Origin of the sequence: Campylobacter concisus (assembly GCF_002914005.1) — a bacterium.
GTDB classification, from domain to species: Bacteria; Campylobacterota; Campylobacteria; order Campylobacterales; family Campylobacteraceae; genus Campylobacter_A; species Campylobacter_A concisus_N.
The window spans coordinates 1-22,791 of record NZ_POZU01000064.1; the positions used below are offsets into that span (position 1 = coordinate 1).

At 36.2% G+C, this 22,791-nt stretch carries 17 protein-coding genes and 1 pseudogene; 8 read left to right on the plus strand and 10 right to left on the minus strand.

Translation table 11 applies throughout. The features are described 5' to 3' along the window. Positions 1-171 precede the first annotated feature (171 nt). From CYP54_RS07190 to CYP54_RS07215, 6 genes are read left to right on the plus strand one after another with little or no spacing between them, the layout of a single operon-like run. Positions 172-2,028 carry a TonB-dependent receptor domain-containing protein gene (locus CYP54_RS07190; protein ID WP_103604732.1) on the plus strand — a complete coding sequence of 619 codons (1,857 nt, stop codon included), beginning with the start codon at positions 172-174 and terminating at the stop codon, positions 2,026-2,028. 32 nt (positions 2,029-2,060) lie between these two features. Beyond that, positions 2,061-3,023, plus strand: a complete 963-nt coding sequence (locus tag CYP54_RS07195; protein WP_103559946.1) for an ABC transporter substrate-binding protein — start codon at positions 2,061-2,063, stop codon at positions 3,021-3,023. Between the two features lie 32 nt (positions 3,024-3,055). Next, positions 3,056-4,105 (plus strand): ABC transporter substrate-binding protein, encoded by a 1,050-nt coding sequence (locus tag CYP54_RS07200; protein WP_103604733.1) that lies wholly within the window; start codon positions 3,056-3,058, stop codon positions 4,103-4,105. Then, complete coding sequence (locus CYP54_RS07205) at positions 4,098-5,099, plus strand: FecCD family ABC transporter permease (RefSeq protein ID WP_103604734.1); 1,002 nt, start codon at positions 4,098-4,100, stop codon at positions 5,097-5,099. Before CYP54_RS07200 ends, CYP54_RS07205 begins: the two co-directional genes overlap by 8 nt. Further along, complete coding sequence (locus CYP54_RS07210) at positions 5,099-5,833, plus strand: ABC transporter ATP-binding protein (RefSeq protein ID WP_103593415.1); 735 nt, start codon at positions 5,099-5,101, stop codon at positions 5,831-5,833. Before CYP54_RS07205 ends, CYP54_RS07210 begins: the two co-directional genes overlap by 1 nt. Next, positions 5,830-6,624 (plus strand): class I SAM-dependent methyltransferase, encoded by a 795-nt coding sequence (locus tag CYP54_RS07215; RefSeq protein WP_103604735.1) that lies wholly within the window; start codon positions 5,830-5,832, stop codon positions 6,622-6,624. The genes CYP54_RS07210 and CYP54_RS07215 overlap by 4 nt, the downstream gene beginning before the upstream one ends. Positions 6,625-6,945: 321 nt before the next feature. Here CYP54_RS07215 and CYP54_RS07220 read toward each other — a convergent pair whose 3' ends face one another. The 8 genes and pseudogenes from CYP54_RS07220 to tig all read right to left on the minus strand — a co-directional run bounded on the left by CYP54_RS07220 (position 6,946) and on the right by tig (position 16,550). Beyond that, positions 6,946-7,641 (minus strand): pentapeptide repeat-containing protein, encoded by a 696-nt coding sequence (locus tag CYP54_RS07220; protein ID WP_103604736.1) that lies wholly within the window; start codon positions 7,639-7,641, stop codon positions 6,946-6,948. Between the two features lie 53 nt (positions 7,642-7,694). Further along, positions 7,695-9,416: a Tn7-like element transposition protein TnsE gene (locus CYP54_RS07225; protein ID WP_103559951.1), complete on the minus strand. Its 1,722-nt coding sequence runs from the start codon at positions 9,414-9,416 to the stop codon at positions 7,695-7,697. A 182-nt stretch (positions 9,417-9,598) separates the two neighbouring features. Then, positions 9,599-12,094 carry an NACHT domain-containing protein gene (locus CYP54_RS07230; protein ID WP_103604737.1) on the minus strand — a complete coding sequence of 832 codons (2,496 nt, stop codon included), beginning with the start codon at positions 12,092-12,094 and terminating at the stop codon, positions 9,599-9,601. Positions 12,095-12,195: 101 nt separating this feature from the next. Beyond that, positions 12,196-13,068, minus strand: a pseudogene (locus CYP54_RS07235) (magnesium chelatase domain-containing protein); the annotation flags it as partial. Continuing rightward, the gene (gene def / locus CYP54_RS07240; RefSeq protein WP_103604738.1) at positions 13,065-13,583 is read right to left on the minus strand and encodes a peptide deformylase; all 519 of its coding nucleotides are present in this window, start codon (positions 13,581-13,583) and stop codon (positions 13,065-13,067) included. The gene def and the pseudogene CYP54_RS07235, both read right to left, overlap by 4 nt. A 14-nt stretch (positions 13,584-13,597) precedes the next feature. Continuing rightward, positions 13,598-14,620, minus strand: a complete 1,023-nt coding sequence (locus CYP54_RS07245) for a GGDEF domain-containing protein (RefSeq protein WP_087577215.1) — start codon at positions 14,618-14,620, stop codon at positions 13,598-13,600. Between the two features lie 8 nt (positions 14,621-14,628). Further along, positions 14,629-15,219 carry an ATP-dependent Clp endopeptidase proteolytic subunit ClpP gene (gene clpP, locus CYP54_RS07250; RefSeq protein ID WP_054196008.1) on the minus strand — a complete coding sequence of 197 codons (591 nt, stop codon included), beginning with the start codon at positions 15,217-15,219 and terminating at the stop codon, positions 14,629-14,631. Then, positions 15,219-16,550 (minus strand): trigger factor, encoded by a 1,332-nt coding sequence (tig, locus tag CYP54_RS07255; RefSeq protein ID WP_103604739.1) that lies wholly within the window; start codon positions 16,548-16,550, stop codon positions 15,219-15,221. The genes clpP and tig overlap by 1 nt, the downstream gene beginning before the upstream one ends. Positions 16,551-16,687: 137 nt before the next feature. Here tig and folE point away from each other — a divergent pair, with 137 nt between their 5' ends. Both folE and fliI read left to right on the plus strand, forming a co-directional pair. Next, positions 16,688-17,260, plus strand: coding sequence for a GTP cyclohydrolase I FolE (gene folE / locus CYP54_RS07260; protein WP_103604740.1), 573 nt, complete (start codon positions 16,688-16,690; stop codon positions 17,258-17,260). Beyond that, positions 17,257-18,564 (plus strand): flagellar protein export ATPase FliI, encoded by a 1,308-nt coding sequence (gene fliI / locus CYP54_RS07265; RefSeq protein WP_103604741.1) that lies wholly within the window; start codon positions 17,257-17,259, stop codon positions 18,562-18,564. The genes folE and fliI overlap by 4 nt, the downstream gene beginning before the upstream one ends. An 809-nt stretch (positions 18,565-19,373) precedes the next feature. On the opposite strand, the gene CYP54_RS07270 is transcribed toward fliI, so the two are convergent. Beyond that, complete coding sequence (locus tag CYP54_RS07270; protein ID WP_103604742.1) at positions 19,374-21,107, minus strand: ATP-binding protein; 1,734 nt, start codon at positions 21,105-21,107, stop codon at positions 19,374-19,376. Then, positions 21,107-22,783 (minus strand): fatty acid--CoA ligase, encoded by a 1,677-nt coding sequence (locus CYP54_RS07275; protein ID WP_103604743.1) that lies wholly within the window; start codon positions 22,781-22,783, stop codon positions 21,107-21,109. The genes CYP54_RS07270 and CYP54_RS07275 overlap by 1 nt, the downstream gene beginning before the upstream one ends. Between the last annotated feature and the right edge of the window lie 8 nt (positions 22,784-22,791).

Here is a 22,791-nt window from a genome sequence, read left to right on the forward strand (position 1 = left end):
CCATTAAACCTATTTAAAAGGCCACAGTAATCCGCCCCCTGCTTAATATTAACTTCTTTACATAGATATTTAATTATTATTCCACATCAAGTTTATTTAAAAATTATTGCACTACAATTCTTTTTGATATTTTGATATAAAAAATCATAATTATATCTAAAAGGATTTCTAATGAGATTAGCTATCAGTCTGGCTGCGGCTACGATGGTACTGTTTGCAAACGGTGCAAATCCCGACGTTATAAAGCCGATAAAGGATTTTACGCCTCCGCCACCTTATACGCCAAACATCGCTCAAAGCGCGTTTCCCGAAAATCAATTCAACCGCGTGCCAAGGGATGATTATTTTTTTGTGACGGATTTGCTCGATAATTCGATGGACAAATTTCACGTCGCGGGCGGATTTTACGGCAGGACGTTTTATAGTTCGGGACTTTTTAAATACCGCGGTGCAAATTTCTATACGATTTTAAACGCAAACTTTTCTAAAGCCAATCGCTACAAAGACGGTGGCGGCAGGGAATGGAACTACGGCTATGCCAGGCAGGGGCAAAGCGCGGTCGTGGGTTTCGTGCCTAGTGAGCTAAGTGAGTTTAGATTTACGCTAGTGCACGATAATATTGACGATGACAAGCAGCCTCACCATACTGCCGACTCGATAAAGACGCAACGATATATCGGTAAGTTTAACGCCAGGCTAGGTAAAGAGGATTTATCTAATACGTTAAATTTTGAAATAGCATTACGCGACGTGAGCAGAAGAAACGACAATTATCATTTGCGCCGCGCAGACCCTTCTAATATGGTAAAGGTAGAAGTAGATAGAAAGATTATAGATACGGAGCTAAAATACGATGTTGATTTTTCAAACTGGCACAATGTGGTCGGTACAGGATATCAGCACGATAATCATGAGGGCAAAAGATATCGTAAAATAGGCAATGATTGGGTTTTAAACGGCTTTAGGTTTGCAGACGTAACGAATAAAAAAACGAGAGTTTTTGATACGCTAAGCTATAAATTTACTGACGCGCACAAGCTCAGCCTAGCTCTAAACTACGACTGGATGAAGTCGAATTTAAATGATTTAAATACGGTTTATAACGGAGCAAGCGCGATAAATACCGTCGCTAAGCTTATTAAACAAATTTACGGCAAAGACTTTGACGGCAACATAAAACAGAATGGCTTAAGCGCTAGCCTAAAATACGACTTCACGCCCAATAAGCAAGATAATTACTATGTGGCTATAGAAAGTCTTTATCGTATGCCGAGCAATATGGAACGCTTTAGCAGTCTCTATGGGCCGACTACTAGAGGCTGGATCAGCAATCCGTTTATTAAGCCAGAGCGCCACAACCGCGTAAATTTGGGCTTTACCTATAAGAGCGAATTTTATAAAGAATACATGAGCTCGCGTCAGGGCGAGGATAGCTTTAGTCTGGGCGGGTACTTTATCGCAGACGACGCGCAGGATCTAGTTATCTACGATCGTCGCCACTCGGCCGCTGCCGCGCCGATGAATAAAAACGCCGTCATCACGCGCAACGTTGATGCTAGGATTTACAGCGTAAATTTGCGCGGGGAGTATAATTTCGCGCGAAATTTCGGGCTAAAAACTTCATTATTTTACAACTACGGACAAAACAAAACCGACGGCAGACCGCTCTATCAGATCCGCCCGTTTGAGGCAAATTTGGCCTTTGATTACAAGGACTACGCGAGCTTTGGCAGCTACAATATCGGCACGGCGGTGCGCTACGTAGCAAAGCAAAATAGAGGAGATTTCGATAAAGCCACCGGCTTTGGCATCGACAAGCGTGAAGCGGCTAAGAGCTTTACGACGATGGACGTTTACGGCGGATTTGAGTTTAAAAACAGCTGGGGCGTGAGGCTTGGCGTGACGAATATCTTTGATAAAGATTACGCCGAGTTTATCAGCGGTGAGCACGTAGGAGCGCTAGATCCTGATCCTGTGGTGCACGCGCCGGGGAGGGCGGTGTTTGTCAGCTTCCACTCTAGTTTTTAAAGACAACTATCTGTATAGCAAGGAGATACAATATGAATAGACGAGGTTTTTTAGGATTTGGCGCGGCGATTGGTGCTACAGCTCTTGCGCCGAGCCTTTTTGCGAAGGAAAATTTCACGATGTGGGGCGCGCCGGCAATCCCTAGCGTGATAATGGCCGTAGCAAGCCTACAAGGCGAGCTAGCAAAGACTCATGACGTGAGGTTACGCATTTGGAATAGTACGGATCAACTCCGAGCAGGCGTAGCTAATGGGGAAATAAAAATCACTATGGCGCCATCAAACGTGGGAGCAAACATGCGAAATCACGGCTTAAATTTAGCTATGCTAAATTTGCTTAGCCTTGGTACGATACAAGCCATGGTAAAAGATGAGAATATAAAAACTTTTGAAGATTTTATCGGCAAAAAATTAATAATTCCTTTTAAGGGTGATATGCCTGATTTGGTTCTGCGAGCGCTTTGTAAAAAACGAGGAATAGATATTTCCAAAATAGACATTACGTATACGCAGACGCCGCCGGAAGCTGCAGGATTATTTTTACAAAAAGATTATGATATTTTAATCGCCCCTCAACCTCTTCCGGCAGCAACCATACTGCGCGGGAAGAAAATGGGGATAGCGGTACATTACGGAGTAGATATTCCTAAGGTCTGGGGAGAAAGCTTTAATACCAAGCCGTACATTCCGATGGCGGGCATTATAGTCGACGTAGATTTTTATAAAGCAAATTTGCCTCTATTTGATACGCTTCATAGCGACTTAACTAACGCTCTATCTTGGATCAAAGATAATAAGCAAAGTGCTGCCAAAATAGGAGCCGAATATCTACCGGTTCCAGAGCCGGCACTGGTTAATGCATTTGATAGGGCAAATTTGACGGTAACAAAAGCTCGCGATATGCAAGATGAGATAATGTCATTTTTTGAAACTATTTTTGAGTTTAATCCAAAGCTTTTGGGCGGTAAGATGCCCGACAAGAGTTTGTTTCTATAATTAAAGATAAATTTATAAAAAAGGATAATGTCATGTTAAAACATATTTTGTGTTTATTATTTGTTTCTCTAAATATTTCGTTTGCTATGACAAACGAACAGATTGATGAATTTATATCAAAAAATAGCGTAGATATTCAGACTTTAAATGGAGTCCCAAATAAAGTTTACGCCAGTAATCCACCGTTACTATTTTTGCTATATGCCGTTGCTCCCGAGAAAGTCAGCGGTATAAATTCTAGTTTCGGTAAAAGAGAAAAGCCGTATCTAAAAGAGAGTATGATTAACCAGCCGGTAGTAGGAGGATTTTTCGGGCAAGGCAAAATTCCAAATATGGAAATGCTTTTAAAGCTAGATCCTGATTTGATATTAGTAAATTCTGACTCTAAAAATACTCAAAAGAAATTCAAAGAAACCCTGGGTGGCATAAATAAACCTATGCTGTACTTAAAAGGCTATGAACTAGAAGATTACATTGACTCTCTTGAGGTTTTGGGCAAAATTTTAGATAAGCAAGATAGAGTAAAAAAGCTAATAGAGTATTCTAAAAAAACCATGGATATTTCAAAAGAGCTTAATGAATATATAGTAAAAAACTCAGTTGTTAAGCCTAAAATATACTATGCCGAAGATCCCGACGGACTAGCTACTGAATGCGAGGGCTCATGGCATACTAGGCTTATAGAGCTAAGCGGTGCCGAAAATGTACATAAATGCAGTGGAAATCCGGATGCTACGGCTTATGGGCACATTAAAATTAGCTTTGAACAAATAGCCGAATATGATCCTGATATTATATTAATTTTCGAGAAGAGCTTTTATGATAAAATCTATGACGATCCTAAATGGCAAATACTAAAAGCCGTAAAAAATAAAAGAGCTTATTACTTACCTCGCGAACCATTTTCTTGGTTTGATCGTCCGCCTTCATTTATGAGATTCATAGGGCTTAAATGGCTTATAAATTTAACTCACCCTGATGTATTTAAATTCAATATGAATAAGGAAGTTAAGGACTTTTATAAATTATTCCTAGAGGTTGACATAAGCGATAACCAAGTAAAAGAGCTTATAGGTGAGTAAAAAAGCCTTTACGTTTTTAAGTATCTTATTGCTAGGGTTTATGTTACTTTCGGTACTAATAGGAAAATACGGCTTTAATGCGGAAGATTATCTAACATATTTTAAAGCCGTTATAAAAGGCGAAGACTTGAAAAATTATCAAGTTATGCATACTTTGATAACGGAAATTCGCCTTCCTAGAATAATGGCCTGCATTATAATAGGCGCTAGTTTGGCTATTTCTGGCTCAGCATACCAAGCCATGTTTGTAAATCCTCTAGTAAGTCCATCAATACTTGGGGTTTTAAGCGGTGCCGGATTCGGCGCCGCCATAGGAATGTTTTTCGGATTAAACGAATATCTCATTCAGCTTAGTACCTTTGCGTTTGGTTTTATAGCGGTACTGACGGCCTTAAGCATATCGGCCTTTTATTCACGCTCTGGCAGTATTATAGTATTGGTTCTAGGAGGTGTTATTAGCGGTTCTCTTTTCACATCATTACTATCAGCATTGAAATACGCAGCCGATCCAAATGACTCATTGCCGGCTATTACTTATTTTTTAATGGGTAGCCTAGGGTTTGCTTCGAAGAATTTTATTCAAATTTCGATTCTACCGATGTTTGCGGGAATACTATTGTTGGCCTTTAGCGGCAAATATTTAAATGCACTGAGTTTGGGAGAAGAAGAGGCTAAAAGTCTGGGCATAAATGTTGCTAGGGTTAAAATTTTCGTTATTTTGGTTGCTACTTTTATCAGTGCCCTAAGCGTAACGATAGCCGGTATTATCGGTTGGATAGGTCTTATAGTTCCACATATGGCTCGTTTTATATTCGGAGCGGATAATCGCGCCGTATTGTCTAGTTCAGCTATGATAGGTGCTATATTTTTACTTTTTTGCGATAACTTTTCGAGACTTATGTTTACTTTTGAAGTCCCGATAGGTATAGTAACTTCACTGTTTGGAATACCTATATTTATTCTAGTGCTTCGTAGAGCTAAAAAGAGTTTTTAATGATAGAAATCAGAAATCTAAAATTCGGATACAAAGATAAGAATATACTAAACGGTATAAGTTTTAGTATCAAAAAAGGCGATACGCTTAGTATCTTGGGCGCAAACGGTAGCGGCAAAAGCACTCTCCTGCGTATTATGCTTGGATTTTTAAAATTTGAGGGTACGGTAAATATATGCGGTAAAAGCGTAAGGAATTACGAAAAAAAAGAACTTGCAAGGCTTATAGCCTACGTTCCTCAAACGCATGCCCCGTCATATGAATATAGCGTATTTGATATAGTACTAATGGGCGCATTGTGCAGAACGTCTTTATTTTCTAACTTTAGCCTTGCCGACAAAAAGCTTGCCGAGTATGCATTGGAAAGAATGGGTATTTTAGAGCTAAAAGATGAACTTTATACTAGAATAAGCGGTGGACAAAGGCAGCTAGCATATATCGCTAGAACCTTAGTACAAGGCGCCAAAGTTATTTTTATGGACGAACCTACGACCGGGCTTGACTTCGGCAATCAAATTAAACTACTTGAAATGATAAAGACGCTAAAAGACGAGGGGTATACTTTCGTACAAACCACTCATTACCCTCGTCACGCTAAATTTGTTTCAAATCTAGTATTGTTTTTAAAAGACGGCAAGATACTAGATTTTGGAAAGTGCGATGAATTGATAAATCCATCAAATATAGATAAGATTTACGGAATAGATTATCAAAAATATGAGGACAAATTATGATATTACCTTCTAATTACGATAGGCTGGATTTTAATAAGCTTTATAAGGAGCAAAGAACAAATAGCTCTTTTATTAGGAAATCAGTAGCCAAATGGGACGTTAAGGCAGCAAGCTTTAGCGAGAGCGTACTTAAGAGCGACTATGTTAAAGACTTTATCTCAAGAGTCGATTTTGATGGCGCAAGAACGCTTCTTGATTTCGCATGCGGTACCGGAGCATTAAGCATAGCTGCAGCAAATAAGGTAGATAAAATTTACGGTTATGATTTTTCGTCGAAAATGCTAGAATTCGCAGAACAAAACTCTCGGGATTTTAATTGTAAAAATATTGAATTCGCGCAAAAAGCATTCGAAGACGACTTTAGCGACGTACCTGAGTGCGATATTACGTTTGCATCTCGTTGCCTTGACGTAGATGACTTAAAACAAGCCCTAGAGAAATTACTTTCAAAGACGAAAAAAGCCCTTTATATTACTTTTAAAGTCGGTAGTTTCATTAACGAAGACGTTTTAAATGCTCTTGGAAGCAATATTGAAAAAAGACCAGACTTTATATATTTAATAAATATTTTATTCCAAATGGGATATCTTCCAAAGCTAGAGTATATACAAACTTCATGCGGTGATGGAATACCTGAAACTATCGACGATCTTGTTAAAAAAATACAATGGGGACTTTCGAGAGAGCTTACGGAGCCAGAAGTTTATAATCTCAATAAGTACTTTAACGGCAACCGCTTTGAGCGAAAACAAGAATATATGAACTGGGCTTTCATAAGAGTAGATAAATGATAATTTTATAATTAACTGTTATGGTCAATAAATTTGGATTGGTCTTAAAAATATCATATATTTATAGTTAGTGATATTTGAGCATACGGGATACGATGGCAATTCTTTAAGATGCCTGATATATTAATGCTAGGTTTTTACGCATTATTAAAAAATACATCCTATTGCTAAACACAGAGCCAATGTAATGCAAGGTTTTATAGCACATTAATGTAAAAAAAGAGACAACCGTCAAAACATCTGATACCATAGGTAGCACCTCCGCTAATTTTTGTATTACAAACACCTTTAACTCGCATCAGTCCGTAGACGAGTGTTTGATTAGCTTATAGAGCCCTGTGTGGCAATAGAACCGAGTTCATTTATTGTATCATTTTTTTGTTTTTTATACAATATTTTTTTAATATAGCTCAATGTATGAAAATCACAAGATATATGATTAAGGCTTGATAAATTATTTACTAGAAAATTTTCACCAAATTCTGATACCAATATATCGACCGATAGTGTATTTATTGCATCTCTTTTTTGAAATAATACGCTAGAATTTTTTATAAAGCGGTTATTGCGAAGTTTATCAAAAGCCTTTAATAGCTCTTTGCTATAATTATTACTACTAGGAAAAGCTGTTAATATTTCGGTATTTTTTAAATTTCTTTTACTAATAATTTTTGATAAGCCGCTTGTGCATACTATTTTATAATTATAAAATTTGCAATTTTTAATTTTACACTCCTTGAAAACCGAAGATGAAATAATTGAATCTTCAAAAAGTGCATTCGTTAAATTACATTTTCTAAAAAGCGTTCCATTTAATAAACAAGATCTTATTTGGGCTTCATAAAAACTGCAAAATTTAAATTTTGTTCCAATAAAAGAAGTGCCGTCAAATATAGTGCCGGAAAAATTGGTTTTATAGCTGCATGATTTATTAAAATTTTTATATATAAATTTCCTGCCACTCCTATCCACGCAACTATAACTAAAAGCTTTTTTATTTTTGTCGTTTACGGGCATGCAACCTCTATCTATTAATTTTTATTCGTATTTATAGATTATATTATAATGAGTCATTTTTCTTGATATCTCTCCAGTACGCATTTTAACCTCTTGCCCCAATCTTGTATCTTTTTCTCACGTGTATCATATGGATGGTATAAATAGTATTTGGTCATTTTAAATTTTAAATCCTGCAACCAACTATTACTCGTTTTTGCAATGTTTGTGACTATTTCTTGCACGATATCCTCATCTATACTATTATAATAATCCCTAATTAAAAGCGTACTAAGCGTTTCTAACAATTTGTCTTTTTGTATCTCAAGAATAATGTACCTACAATTTTTGTAGTATATCTCAACCACTATATACTTTCTAGGAGTCACTCCATCCAACATTGTAGCCCTCTTCCACGCATGCCTTCCTCGATAGTTTTTTGGTTTTTGAGGCAAGTCCTCGCATTTTAAAATTTTGTATGAAAAATCGCAATAAATATCAGAGCAATACATCAACATGGCTTTTATGTCTTCGATAGTTATATAACTTCCGGTTTCTTGCTCACTATCCTCGTCTTCTTTTTTCAAGTGCCCCTCTGTAGTATTTAGATCGCCCTGCACTTCCGCGTCGTTTGAGCTTAGATCTAATTTGTCCTCCTGCAATTTATCACTTCCTCGTACTATTTCTCTACTTTGGTCTTCTTCTGTAATCGTTTCAAATTCAATAGTTTTATTGAGCAGATCTAACTTTGCCTCTAAATTAGCATCCTCATCTTTATCTACTATACTTACTGAACTATGTAAAATATTGGGGGTTCTTTCATTGAGTTGATTCGTTAAATCTTTCTTGGACAGCTTTGTGCTTTTTATCACACCTATTATATCTTTTTTTCCTCCAGGAAGCTCTCTAATAACTTTAAGCTGTTCAAATGGATAAAACGAATTTTCTTGCAAGATTTTTAAAACAAGCAATGATCCATCACTTAATACCTTAACTCTTGCCTTAAAATTTATTTTTCCAGGTACTGGAAAATTTGCTTGAATAGTCATCGTATTTGGCGAGCCCACAAAGTTAGCACTTTGTTTCCTATGCTCAGATAATATTTTGCTAGCAACCATATCTCTTCTTATTTGTAGCCACATATTATTAGCTCTTTTGTCTATAACAAATCTATATATATTTTCTGCATCAATATTATTTGCATTGAATTTTAAGTATATTTTACCAATCCCATTATCTAATGTTGCTCTTTTATAAAGGCCATCCAATGAACTATTTTGCCCCTGAGTCTCCGACATAATTTGTCTAGTCATCGATGCTGATGTAAAGTAGAAATATCTTGCGATTTCATAGTGTGGAAAAATAACCGTTCTTCCAGATAAATTATCTGTAAAGGTTGAATATTTTTGCTGATTTTTATGCCAACCAATATTGTATTTACCTATTTTTTCAGGTAGCTCACTCATAAACTTATCTAAAATAGGTATATTCTTAAGATTTTTGGTCACCAGCAATCCATCGCCAATACTTATTTGAAAATTGTGAATATCTCCTGCACTGGTTCCATTTTTTTGCTGGTTTTCAATAACAGTACCCAACGGGAAAGCACAAATTTCTTTTAGGTTGAAAAAAGATAGAAAATATTCGGGTTTATCTTTGAATATCTCTTTTAAAATGATTGGGATACTAAAATTCGTTTCGTTTTGATAAATATCTCCATATGAAAAGACAATCAACTTTTTATTTTTTGGTAATTTTGTCAATATCAAATCTTGTAAAATCACACTTTCATTCATTGTCCGAAGCCCTCTGAGTACTTCTTAGAATCTATTTTATTCTATTCTAAGCTTAAAAATTTATATATAAAAGATCATCTTTATATACCACACAATAAAAAAATTGTACAGTATAATTATTCTCTTCGATTTTTAATTTTTCTGCTAACATTTTAACTTTTTACCTATGGCATACAAACATATTAATTTGCCTTTTTATGTTTGTAGGATGGTAGTTTTTTAAAGTCTTTCTTCTTTTTTGTGGAAAATATACTTTTTATCAATTCGGGGTATTTTCTCTTTTGCCTATTAACTATTTTTTTTATACATAAGTTAAGATCTTCTTTGTTGTCTAATTTCTTTTTATTTTTGAATATATCTATTATTACAGTCAACAATAGATTATTTTCAATATTTGACATCCTATTTATTTGTGGCAAAAACTTAAGCAAAATATCGCCCACATATTCTTTTCCTAATAAATCTATATTTGATAGTATGTAGATGGTGCAAAAGTAGAGCTTATTTTCATCTGGCTGTAAATCTATACTACTATCAGTTATCGGAGTATTTGCGACCTCAGAAATTATATTTTTTACTTCGTCAACAATAAACATACTAGAATAATACATTCCAGTTAAATGGAGCATTGCTATGCTACTAAGTATTTTTGGTGGATTTGTTATTTTTAGAATTTTCTGAAATACAGAGTTAAGGTCATCTTTTAAATTTAAAGAATTGTTTATTGCCTTTTCTATAACCTTATTTTTTATAGTATTTTCGGTCATCCAACCATATTGTAGAAGCTTGCCTAAAAACATTATATTGATATTTTTTTCAAATCTGTCTTCTAAGGACTCTATTCTACTACTTAGCTTTTCCAAGTCTTTTTGATTAAGCTTTGTTTTTAACCCAAAATAAAAATAAGCAACATCCTCCCATAGGCCATCAGAAGTGTATAAATCAAACAAGATGTCAAACTGATCAATATCGTCTAGCTCTTCTTTATTGTCCCTAAAATATAATGCAATAAAATAATCTAGAAATGATTTGTGCGAAAAGGACATATTGCCATTTTCGTCTACTTTAATAAGAGACGTTCTAGTAATAGTATCAATAAAACTACACTTATCTGCTATAAACTTATATTTATCACAGAAGAAATTGACGCATTCGCTAAAATCATTTTTGTTCACGATAGTCTTATCTTGTTTGAAAAAATATTGATATGCGAAATTAGCTAAAAAGTCTTTTTTTATTTTTGGCTCAAAAAGTTTGTCAATATCAACATCTGTCGTTTTGTATTCACCAAAAATTAGACTGACATATCTGTTATATAACTCCGTAATGGATGCTGGGATCTCATGTTTTTCTTTTACAACATCCATTAAAAGCTTTAACGCCAAAGGATAGAATGGTATTTGTCCCTCTAGTTCGTTTATGCTCTTTTCTACAATATTGATTGATATATTGTTTGTTTTAATTATTTTTTTAATGAGAGATATCGCCTGATTTACACCATATGGCAAAAGCTCATAATTCTCATATTCGAAAAAAGATTCTATTATTCCATAGTTTATTCTAGACGTAAAAAGTATATTTGCATTATTATTACTCTCGCTTAAATAACTCTCAATATTATATTTTATCTTATCTCTTATTTCGTTTCCTACTTCATCTATTCCATCTATAATAATTAAATTTGGCTTTATGGTAATCATATTACCATAAAAAGATTCTATAATATTGGAAAAATTATGCAGTGAATAACTGTTAATAAAATCAATAGCCCTAAAACACACAGGTAATGCAAAATCCTTTTTTTCTTCCAAAAGGACGTGGTTGTAGTTTTCTTTTAATAAATAATTTATAGAAATGAGCACCATTTTAAATACCAAAATGGACTTTCCAGAGCCTGCGTCGCCGGTTAGTAAAAATTTCTTTTTAGTTTTTGACATTAATATTTTTAAAAAAGAATCAAGAGTTTCTTTTTTGCCAAAAATTTGTTCGCCTATCCTATTGAGGGTATTTTTATCATTATCGCTTATTATTAACTCTTGTCTACTCCTCATAACTTTTTTAATATTTGGCTGAATAAAATACTCATCGTCATTATTGTCTCCCAGAAATTCTTCTATCTTTTCTATGCGATCCAACAAAAATGATTCCATGCTCCCATTAAAAAAGAATTCTGGATAATATTGTTCAAATAAATTTATTAACCTCGTAATATCCATAAACTCAGTATTATTTTTATAAGGGGACTCTTTTATTTCATATAGAATTCTTTCTTGAGCACCTTGTGTAATCGTACCGAGATTAACAATGCATACATCGGAAATGGTTACCATTTCATTTTTATCATTCAGTTTTGCTGGTAAATTAAAAGCCTGCTTGACTTGTGTTACTACTTCTGTTGTTTTTCCAGATGCTTTACCATCTAATTTTTCTAAAGCCTTTACAACAAACGCTGTATACTTTTTATTGCCAGTAGATCCATCATACTCCATAACAAGGTCTTTGCCATTCTCATTCGATCCTTGTAAAATCTCTATATACGGATTTTTTTCTTGATGCATTTTTTCTAATAATTTCTTTAGAACATGGTGAAATTCATTTTCTTTACCTAAAAATCTCTGCAGTAGCCTCTTCTTGGTATCATGATCTAATTTCTTTGCTTTTGTATTGTAGTCAACCATGAAATAATCCTTTTTTAAAATAAAATATTTTAATAAAATATAAAAACAACATATGTTCGCAACTTTTACTGAACTATTCGCAACTTTTATTGAATTTCACAGCCACCACCAAATATTGAACTTTTTGTCGAGGTATGATGTGGTGAGCGAAAAGCTCTAGTGCTTGTAAATTCACTATCTTGAAGATTTAAAGAGCGGTAAGCGGCAGACTTTAGCACCTCTTCTAAGCTTTGTGGCGCCATGATATAAACTAGGCGTTTTGCGCACATACTTTTGCCGCTTCCTGGGCTCCCTTCAAATAAAATATTGTGCATACCAACGGCCGCAATAACGCAGGCTCTTTTTGCGCGATCCTGACCCAAAACATCCCTAAAATCAAACTCGAAGTTTAAATTTGGAACATATCTTTTACCAGAAATTTCTATCACATTTGAAAATAGTTCATGAGTAGCGTTAAAACGTATGCTTTTCGCAAATTCTGAGTCGTTAAAAAAACTAATCGCCTCTTCTAGAGTACTAACCGCATAAATCTCTAAATTTGGGATCATTGAAGCTTTTTGTACTATCTCTTTTGGCACTAAGACTTTTGCGTTTTTTACCTGCGTGCTTAAAAAAAGTAAGATAGAAAATAAATTTGCCGTACTTTTTACACTTCCATCAAGTCCAAGCTCACCAAAGACAAAAATTTTCTCTAAGCTTTTTGCCTTTTGAAGAGCTATAAGAAGAGCGATAGCCAGGTCAAAATGTGAGCCACTTTTTGGCAGATCTGAAGGGGATAAATTTATGGTTATCTTTTGTGCTGGGAAGGAAAAATCAAGTGCTAGAAGTGCTGCTTTTACGCGTTCTGTACTCTCTTTGATACTTGTGCTTGCAAGCCCAACGATGCTAAAACCAGGAAGCCCACGAGAGAAGATAGACTCAACATCAATTATCTTTAGCCCATCGCCGTAAGTAGCACATCTTAAAGACTTCATGAAGCTTTTTCTTTTTTTTGCTTTTTGTATTCCTTGTCAAATTTTTTGCGTTTGTTAAAGCCGATTTTTTCTATAAAAAGATGTCCATCTAAATGATCATTTTCATGCTGGATAGCGATAGCTAAAAGCCCATCAGCCTTTAAGCTTTGCTCTTTGCCAAAGCGGTCTTGATATTTGATGGCCACAACCTCATTTCTTTTTACATCTTCATAATATCCAGGCACACTAAGGCAACCCTCTTGATAGATGCATTCTCCTTCGCGTAATTCAAATTTTGGATTTATGATTTCGATTAAATTTTCTTTGTCTTGTACGCCCTCGTCATTAGCTAGATTTATAATAAAAATTCTTTTTGCGACACCTATCTGAATAGCAGCAAGACCGATGCCTTCTTTTGCAATCATCGTATCATACATATCATCAAGTAGTTTGTGAAGTTCCTCATCAAAATTTTTAACCTCTTTTGAGACTTCATAAAGTTTTTTATTTGGATAAGATAAAACCTCTAAGATCAAGCTCAAACTCCTACTTATTCACCCAAAAATATAGGCTGCTCATCATCTTGTGTTAGTATTAGTTGATCTAACGAGTAAGAGATTAATTCTTCAGCGCTTCTTGTTTTTGTTATCATGCTTGAAACCACTTGGATATCAAGCTTGCACTCTTCACCATCTATCTTCCAAGGTATAGATGAAAGCATATTTAAAATTCTGCTACCGGCTTGTTTTGTGCCATTTTCATCAGTATATTTCATAACCATAGCAAAACAGCCATCACCGTAATGAGCTACTATATCGCTTCTTCTAGAAGTTCTTAAAAGAAGCTGTGATATAGCTTTATACATATTGTTTCGCTCTTTTAAATTTTTTACACGATTTGTAAATCTATCTTTTGCTCTTACTAGTAAAAACGATGCGTTATAGCCATATCTTTTAACGGCTTCTACTTCACTTTGCACTGTGGCTACTAGAAATTTTTTATTATAAACGTCATATGTCGTATCATAAATCGACTGCTCTTCAATAGATTTAAGCATCTTAGCTACTTCGTCATAGCTTACTTTAATGACATCAAGATGTTTATCCATAAGGCTGTTTAATTTTATTAGGTCATGGTTAAATGCGCTTAAAACATTTTGAAGAGCTAGGATATTTGTATTATTTTTGAGTGCATCCATGCGCTTTTGTACTAGGCCTCTCATGATGCCTAAATTTTTATAGATTAGCACCACAGCTTGAAGCATACTTTTTATCTGGATAAATCCTTGCTTTATCTCTTTTTCAATAGAAATATTACTACCTGATGGCACTGATATCTCGGAATTTATGACTATCATATCACCGATCTCTTTTCTAAATTCATCAGGCTGTCCATCAAGCATTTTCTCAAAATAAATAGAGTAATTATTTGGCGTAGATGGAACATTATCATCGCTTAATTCATGCAAAACATTTTCTGAAAATCTGTAGATATCTACCTTTTCTTTTTCTAGAATATGTTTTACCTCAACCGCTTTTTTCTTAGGGTCTGGTGCATTATCTATCTTTATCACTTTGGGCCTTATTTAAAACTTTTCTCCAAAATTTTATCAACAAGTCCGTACTCTTTGGCTTCGGCCGAACTCATAAAGAAGTCACGTTCAGTATCTTTTACAATCTTACTTAGCTTTTGACCTGTATTTTTGGCCAAAATTCCATTTAAAATCTCTTTCATACGCAAAATTTCACGAGCTTGTATCTCGATATCAGTCGCTTGTCCTCTGGCGCCGCCAAGTGGTTGATGTATCATGATGCGAGAATTTGGCAACGCATATCTTTTACCTGGTGCGCCACAGCTTAGCAAAAATGCACCCATACTAGCAGCTTGGCCGATGCAGATCGTGCAAACATCTGGTTTTATGTAGTTCATCGTATCATAGATGCTAAAACCACTTGTTATAACGCCACCTGGTGAGTTTATATATAGATAGATATCTTTATCTGGATCCTCAGCCTCTAAAAATAGCAACTGAGCGACGATAGAAGCGGCCATGCCGTCCTCTATCTCGCCACTTAGCATAACGATCCTGTCTTTTAAAAGACGAGAATATATATCATAGCTTCGCTCACCTCTGCTAGTTCTTTCAACTACGACAGGAACGTAATAGCTCATTACTCAGCCTTCTCTTTTTTACTTGCTTTTTTTTCGTCTTTTTCTTTGTTAAAGAGCTCGCTAAATAGCTTCTCTTCGATCATTGACATCTTTATAGCTGGAAGCATGCCTTGGTTGCGGTACATCTCAAGGTGTACTTTTGGATCTTGACCGCTTCTATATGCCTCAAAATAGATCGCTTGAACGACCTCTTGATCGCTCACTTTCACGCCTCTTACGCGAGCTAGTTCATCGATGATGAAAGTTAAACGAACACTATTTTCAGCATCTTTTCTAAACTCGTCACGTTTTTTAGAAAGAGCATCTTTGTCCTCTCTAAATTTTTTCATATCATCTGGAGTAAATGAGCTCCATGCGTTTCTAAACTGCATATCAATCTCTTGCTCGACAATATTTTTTGGCACGTCAAATTTAAATTTTTCAACCGCAGCTTCAGCAAATTTTGGCTTAAGCTCATCATTTATAAGTTTATAAATTTTCTCTTGACGAATTTGCTCTTTTATACGCTCATCAAGTAGCTCTTCAGTTGGTTTTTCTTCATTTGGAAGTAGAGTTTTCAACATCTCTTCATCTAGTTTTTCAGGAATTTTTCTCTCTTGAATTTCATGAAGTTTGACTTTAAAAACAGCATCTTTGCCAGCTAAATGTGCAGCGCCGTAGTTTTCTGGGAATTTAACCTCAATATCTTTTTCACCACCAGCTTTTATGCCTACCATGCCATCTTCAAAGCCTGGGATGAATTGATTTGAGCCGATCTCAAGCACATAGTTTTCAGCCTTGCCACCATCAAATGCAACGCCATCAACAAAGCCTTCAAAGTCAAATTTAGCAAAGTCGCCAACCTTTAGACCTCTTTTGCCATCAATTTTCTCAAGTGGAGCTATCATTTTTAAAAGCTCGCTCTTTTTCTCATCGATATCTTTTTTCAAAACACGTGGGTTTGAAAACTCAGGTATCAAGCTCTCATAGCCGCTCACATCGACGCTTGGTTTAAATGAAACTGTTAGCTCAACATCGATCTTACCATCTTTTCTGTCAAATTTTGAAACGATAGGCTCGCCGATAAGATCATCATTTTTCTTGCCTGCTTGTTTTATAGCCTCATCAACAACATCTCTTAAGACATCTTGTTCAGCATCGTTTGTTAGCTCTTTCTCGTAGCGTTTTAGCACAATAGCAACTGGCACATGGCCTTGTCTAAAGCCGTCTACTTTCATAGTTTTTGCTGCTTTTTTTGCTAGTTTCTCTACGCTAGATTTTATAGCATCTGCACTTATAGTCGTGCTTGCTAAGGTATTTACGCTATCTAGAGCTTTTGTTTTGATTTCCATCTAATTCCTTTATGAATACAAATTTTTAGCCCAAAATATAGCAGAATTTTCCTTATTTCATTGTAAATTTGTAAATTTTTATAGATATAAAAGGCGTTTTAACGTAAAATCTAGCAATAAAATTATGGAGAAAATTTATGCAAGAGAGTTTTGAAAATTCGGTTAAAAACATGCTAACGATTATAGGCGAAGATCCAAATAGAGAAGGCCTTATAAAGACGCCTGAGCGTGTCTTTAAAGCGTTTAAATTTCTAACTAGCGGATATGATGAAGATCCAAAAGAGGTTCTTGGTGACGCACTTTTTACTAGCTCAAATAATGAGATGGTTTTGATGCGAAACATCGAGTTTTACAGCCTTTGTGAGCACCATTTGTTGCCTATTATCGGCCGCGTGCATGTAGCATACATTCCAAATGGCAAGGTCGTTGGCCTTAGTAAAATTCCACGCATGGTAAATATCTACGCCAGACGCTTGCAAATTCAAGAGCAAATGACCGAGCAGATCGCAAAGGCACTCGAGGACGTAATCGCTCCAAAAGGTGTTGGAGTAGTTATTGAGGCTAGACATATGTGCGTTGAGATGAGGGGTGTGCAAAAGATAAACTCAACTACGACAACCTCGGCTCTTAGAGGTTGCTTTATCAAAAACGCGGACACAAGACGAGAATTTTTCTCGCTTATAAACTCTCCTAGGGAAACGCATTTTTGAGCTTAGAGCATATAAATTTAAAGCTTAAAGAGGGTATGAAACTCTCAAACACCTTTGGCATCATAACTAAAATCACAGCTACAACTATCGAGATCACTGGGCTTCGTCCAAGCATCGGCGACATCGTGCGTATAGTTGCAAAAGATAAGAGCAAAAATGGTCTTGGCATGGTTACGCAAATAAAAACAGATGGTGCATATATCAGCCCATTTGGCTTTGTCGAGGGCTTTAGGATAGGCGACTTTGTCTATGAGAGCGATCAAGGCATGAATATACCTGTGGGGCCAAATTTGCTTGGGCGCGTAGTAGATCCATTTATGAAGCCAATAGACGGTAAAGGCACGATCGATACGACCGAGTACATGCCGATTATGAGAGCACCGATAGATGCGATGAAAAGGGGGCTTATAAATGAGCCATTTAGTGTTGGTATAAAGACGATAGATGGGCTACTTACCTGTGGCAAGGGGCAAAAGCTAGGAATTTTTGCAGGATCTGGCGTGGGCAAATCAACCCTCATGGGCATGATCGTAAAAAACACACTAGCACCGATAAAAGTAGTCGCGCTAATAGGCGAGCGTGGTCGCGAGGTGCCTGAATTTATAGAAAAAAACCTAGGCGGCGACCTGGAGGGTACGGTCATAATCGTAGCGACCAGCGATGATAGCTCGCTCATGCGAAAGTATGGCGCATTTTGTGCGATGAGCGTGGCTGAGTACTTCAAACAACAAGGCAATGACGTGCTTTTCATCATGGATAGCGTGACACGTTTTGCGATGGCACAGCGTGAGATCGGCCTTGCACTTGGCGAGCCGCCTACGTCAAAAGGCTATCCGCCAAGCTCACTCACACTTTTACCTCAACTAATGGAGCGCGCTGGCAAAGAAGAGGGCAAGGGCAGTATAACGGCGTTTTTCACCGTGCTTGTCGAGGGTGATGATATGAGCGATCCGATAGCTGACCAAAGTCGCTCTATCCTGGATGGGCACATCGTGCTAAGCCGCGAGCTAACGGACTTTGGAATTTACCCACCTATCAATATCCAAAACTCGGCCTCTCGTGTCATGGGCGATGTGATCGGCAAGGAGCACAAGCAAAATGCGATGAAATTTAAGCGCCTCTACTCACTTTTAAAAGAAAATGAGGTCCTGCTTCGCATCGGAGCCTATCAAAAGGGTAGCGACAAGGAGCTTGACCTTGCGATCTCGAAAAAAGAATTTATGGAGAGCTTCTTAAAACAAAGCTCAGAAGAGGCCTTTGCACTTGAAGAGGTCGAAGAACTACTTGATAAGATCAATCAGTAAATTTCTAAAATTTATAAACCTTTTTACAAAATTTGGCTACTAAAATTTTTATAGATTCTTAGGTCTTACTAAAAATATAATCAAAATTTTATACTAATTTTTAAAGTGATCATGTACTAATTCTTTGTTTTTGGTGTAAGAATTGCACTCAAAGACCTATAAATTTCTATTTTCTCATCTCTTTTTTGATTTCAAAAAGCGCTGCTACAAATATCATGAAAGAGAATTTGAAATTTATGAGACTTTTTATTTTAGACTTCGTGAGACGGCTATTTTTGTATTACACAAAATGACAAGATTTTAATAAAACTTTTTTAAAGCACCAAACGTGCAAATATGTATTCCAAATAGCGATCACAAAGTGGGCAAATTTCAAAATTTGGGTTTTACAAAAACTTACTAATTTACAAAATCTGCGGTAGTAAATTTAAGACAGGCGAACAAGATAAATTTATACTAAGTATCTATATACCGATATCTGTCTTGCTGTAAATTTTGGTGGCAATCATGGCATAAATTTAACTATGAAAGCAAAATTTTACATTTAGATCGTAATCTCTGACACTTTAAACTTCGCCTCGTGGCGCAAAACATATGTTGCATGAGATAGTAAAATTTGGAAGAGCTTAAGAGCCAAGACCTATTTTTCTCATCAAAGCTTGAGTTTAACTTACACTTTCCCTGACTTTGGCGGCGGCAAACGCATAAATTCTAATTAGATAAAAGCAGGTTTCCCACCAACGTCAGAGGCTCTTGTTTATTTATATTTGTTTAAATTTATACAAACAATGAAATCAAGAGAGAAAGACTTAAGAGCCAAATCCCATCTTCTTATCTTCGCCAAAGCTTGAGTTTAGCTCGCGCTCTATCGTCGTTTTAAAGTCCTCAAAGGTAAAGATCCCATCATCTTTTATCGCCACTTTCAAAGCAGTATTTTTTAGTGCAAGGACGATCTGAGCGCCACTTAAGTTAAACTCAGCCAGCCTTTCTACGCTAAAGCCATCTTCAAAGCTCGCATTTTCAGGCAAAATTTTACGCCAAATGGCAAGTCTGCCGTTATAATCAGGCTTTTTAAACTCGATCTTATAATCAAACCTTCTAGAAAACGCCACATCAAGGCTTTGCAAGAAATTTGTCGTGGCGATCAGCACGCCCTCAAAGCGCTCGATCTGCTCTAAGAAGATATTTTGCATTTGATTATGCATCTTTTCAGCTCCACTTGAGCTCTCCACTCTCGTGCTTAAAAACTGATCGGCCTCATTTAGCAAGAGCACCGGCTCACTGCCACTTTTTTTGCAAATTTCTTTGTAAGTGTCAAAAATTTTCCTTACATTTTGCTCGCTCTCGCCGACATATTTGCTTAAAATTTTTGAGCAGTCAAAGCTTAAAATTTGCTTCTTTAGGCTCTTTGCAAGCCCAACGGCACTCATGGTTTTACCAGTGCCAGGCTCGCCGTAAAAGATGATCTTAGCGTCTATATTTTTTCTAGTTTTTATGCCCCAGCTACTAAGTCTAGCGAGTACTTTTTTATCGACTTGTTTTAGTATCGTGCTTAAAAGCTGCTTTGTTTTTTCGTTTAGCACGACATCTTCTAGGCTAGTTACCGGCTCTATTAGCTCAAAAATTTCTTGCTCTTTTACCAGGCTTTCGATCTTGATTTTCTTGCTATTTTTGTCATTTTTTGGGTGCATTATGCTTTGCAAAATTTCTTCATTTATAAAAAAGCTCTTGCTAACGTTGCCATAAGCGTTTAAAACTTCGTCATAGTCGATCAGCGCACCCTCGATGAGCCTTGAGCCGTCCTCTAAAAGAGTACGATTTTTGATGCGCTCAAGCTCGTCTTTGCTTATTAGTCCAACTAGCGTGTTTAGATCTCGTCCATTTTCAAAGTCGCCCGCGTACTCCTCTTTTAAAATGGCTAAAAATATGATCTGCTCTTTTTCATCAAGCGAATTTTCTTTAAAAATTTGCTCTATCTTTAGGCTGATCTTGCTTAGTTTTACGCGCTCGTTTATGCGTTTTGTAAGCTCAGAAATTTGCTCATTTATCCGCTTTTTAGCGTCACTTGAACCATCGCCAAAAATGGTAGCCTTTGAGTAAAGCTCCACCTTTAAAAACTGATCTTTTAAATACTCCAAATGATCCTCATACGGCGTAAGCTCTGGTAAATTTATATCAGCGTTGCCATCTTCAAGAATCTTTAAAAATGTGGCTGATAGAGAAATTTCAGAATGAAGCAACGAAAGAAGCCCTTGAGCTGAAGCCCTTTGCGTGCTTTCAGGTATTTTAAAAAGACTATAATTTTGTACAATCCAGCCACTATCAAGCAAATTTTTTATAAATTTTAGATACAAAAGCTGCTTATCATTTTGTGTGCCAAAGACTGCTCCAAGTAGCTCAAAAACGCTCATATTAGCTGTTCCTTGCACATAAGCTTTACTTAGATATTTTAAAATTTCTCCCTCTTCGTCGCCGCACTTTATCAGCTCGTAAATTTTGCTTTTCTTGAGGTCCTGGTTTAAAAAATCAAGCAAGTATTTCACTAAAATTTATCCTTCATCTGCTCTATTTGCTCTTTTAATACACGTTTTAACACCTTACCAGTAGCGTTTCTAGGCAACTCTTCGGCAAAATAGATACTTTTTGGTATCTTGAAATTCGCTAAATTTTTCCTTAGATGCTCTCTTACTATTTTTTCATCTAGATCCATACCCTCTTTTACTTGTATAAATGCCACAACCTCTTCATCAGCGTGTACGTCTTTTACGCCGATTACCGCTGTTGCTTCAACTGCTTCAAGTTTGTAAATAACCTCTTCAATCTCACGTGGATAGATGTTAATGCCCTTTGATATAATAAGGTCTTTTTTACGATCAACGATATAGATAAAGCCCTCTTCATCGACTTTTCCAAGATCTCCGGTCTTTAACCAGCCGTTTATTATGGTCTCATCAGTGATGCTTGGCATACCATAGTAGCCTTGCATGACGCAGTCGCCCTTTATGATGATCTCACCGATCTGGCCAACTGGAAGCTCCATCATCTCATCATTTACGATCTTCACCTCATATCCATCAAGCACAGGCCCTACACTTAAAAGCTTTTGTTTATCATATAAATTTGCAGCTACGACTGGCGAGCATTCGCTAAGGCCATATCCCTCGACAAGTGTCGCGCGTGGAAATTTCACCCTAAAGTCATCTATCGTCTGCTTTGCAAGCGGAGCTGCACCACTTACAAATAATCTAATGCGGTTAAACCATCTAAAATACCAAGGAATTTTTGCCTTACCGATAGCTGTATAGATGGCTGGAATTCCTAAAAATACAGTTACACGCTTTAGCAAAGTTTGCTTTAACACATTTGAAAACGGAAATACCGACTTTACAAGAACCATCGAAGCACTCGCAAATATCGGAAGCAACACCATTGCAGTTAGTGTAAAACTATGAAACATCGGTAAAAAGACTATGAAACGATCGCTTTTTTTCACTATGAAACGATCATGAGCTCCAATTAAATTTGAAAAGATATTTTTATAGCTTATCATCGCACCTTTTGGCTTGCCAGTAGTGCCTGAAGTGTAAATTATATGCATTAAATCATCTATTACCGGATACTTTGTAATGCTAAGAGCGTATTTATGATTTAGAGTTTCTGCAAAATTTACGTTTTTAACAAGGCCATTATTTTCATAGCCCTTACTCATATCCTCTTTTGAAATTTGAGGCGTTGAAGTGAGATACGCGCTCTCGCCATACTCTTCGTCAGTGTCTATATATTCATCTTTTGAAGCACTTTGAAGTTTCTTTGGTATTGCTCCGATCCAGATTATCTTTCTTAAAATTTCAAGCTCATTTAATGCGATTAACTCTTTTGCAAGCGAGCTAGACGCAAAAAGCACCTTTGCACCGCAATCATTTATGATATATTCAAACTCATTTGTTTTTAAAAAGGTATTCATTGGCACTGCAATACCGCCAATAGCCGTTATAGCCAAATATGAAATGATAAATTCTTTCGAGTTTGCCACAGCCATGGCCACTTTATCACCAAATTTTACTCCAGCAAGTTGCAAATAAGCTGCCACTTTATCGACATTTTGCTTTAATTCGCGATATTTTAGCTTCTCTTTTTCTTCAAAAAGAACTACCTGATTTGGGTTTTCCTTTGCTACTTTGGTTAAAATTTCATAAAAATTATTATAAGAGTATCGCATTATTGACC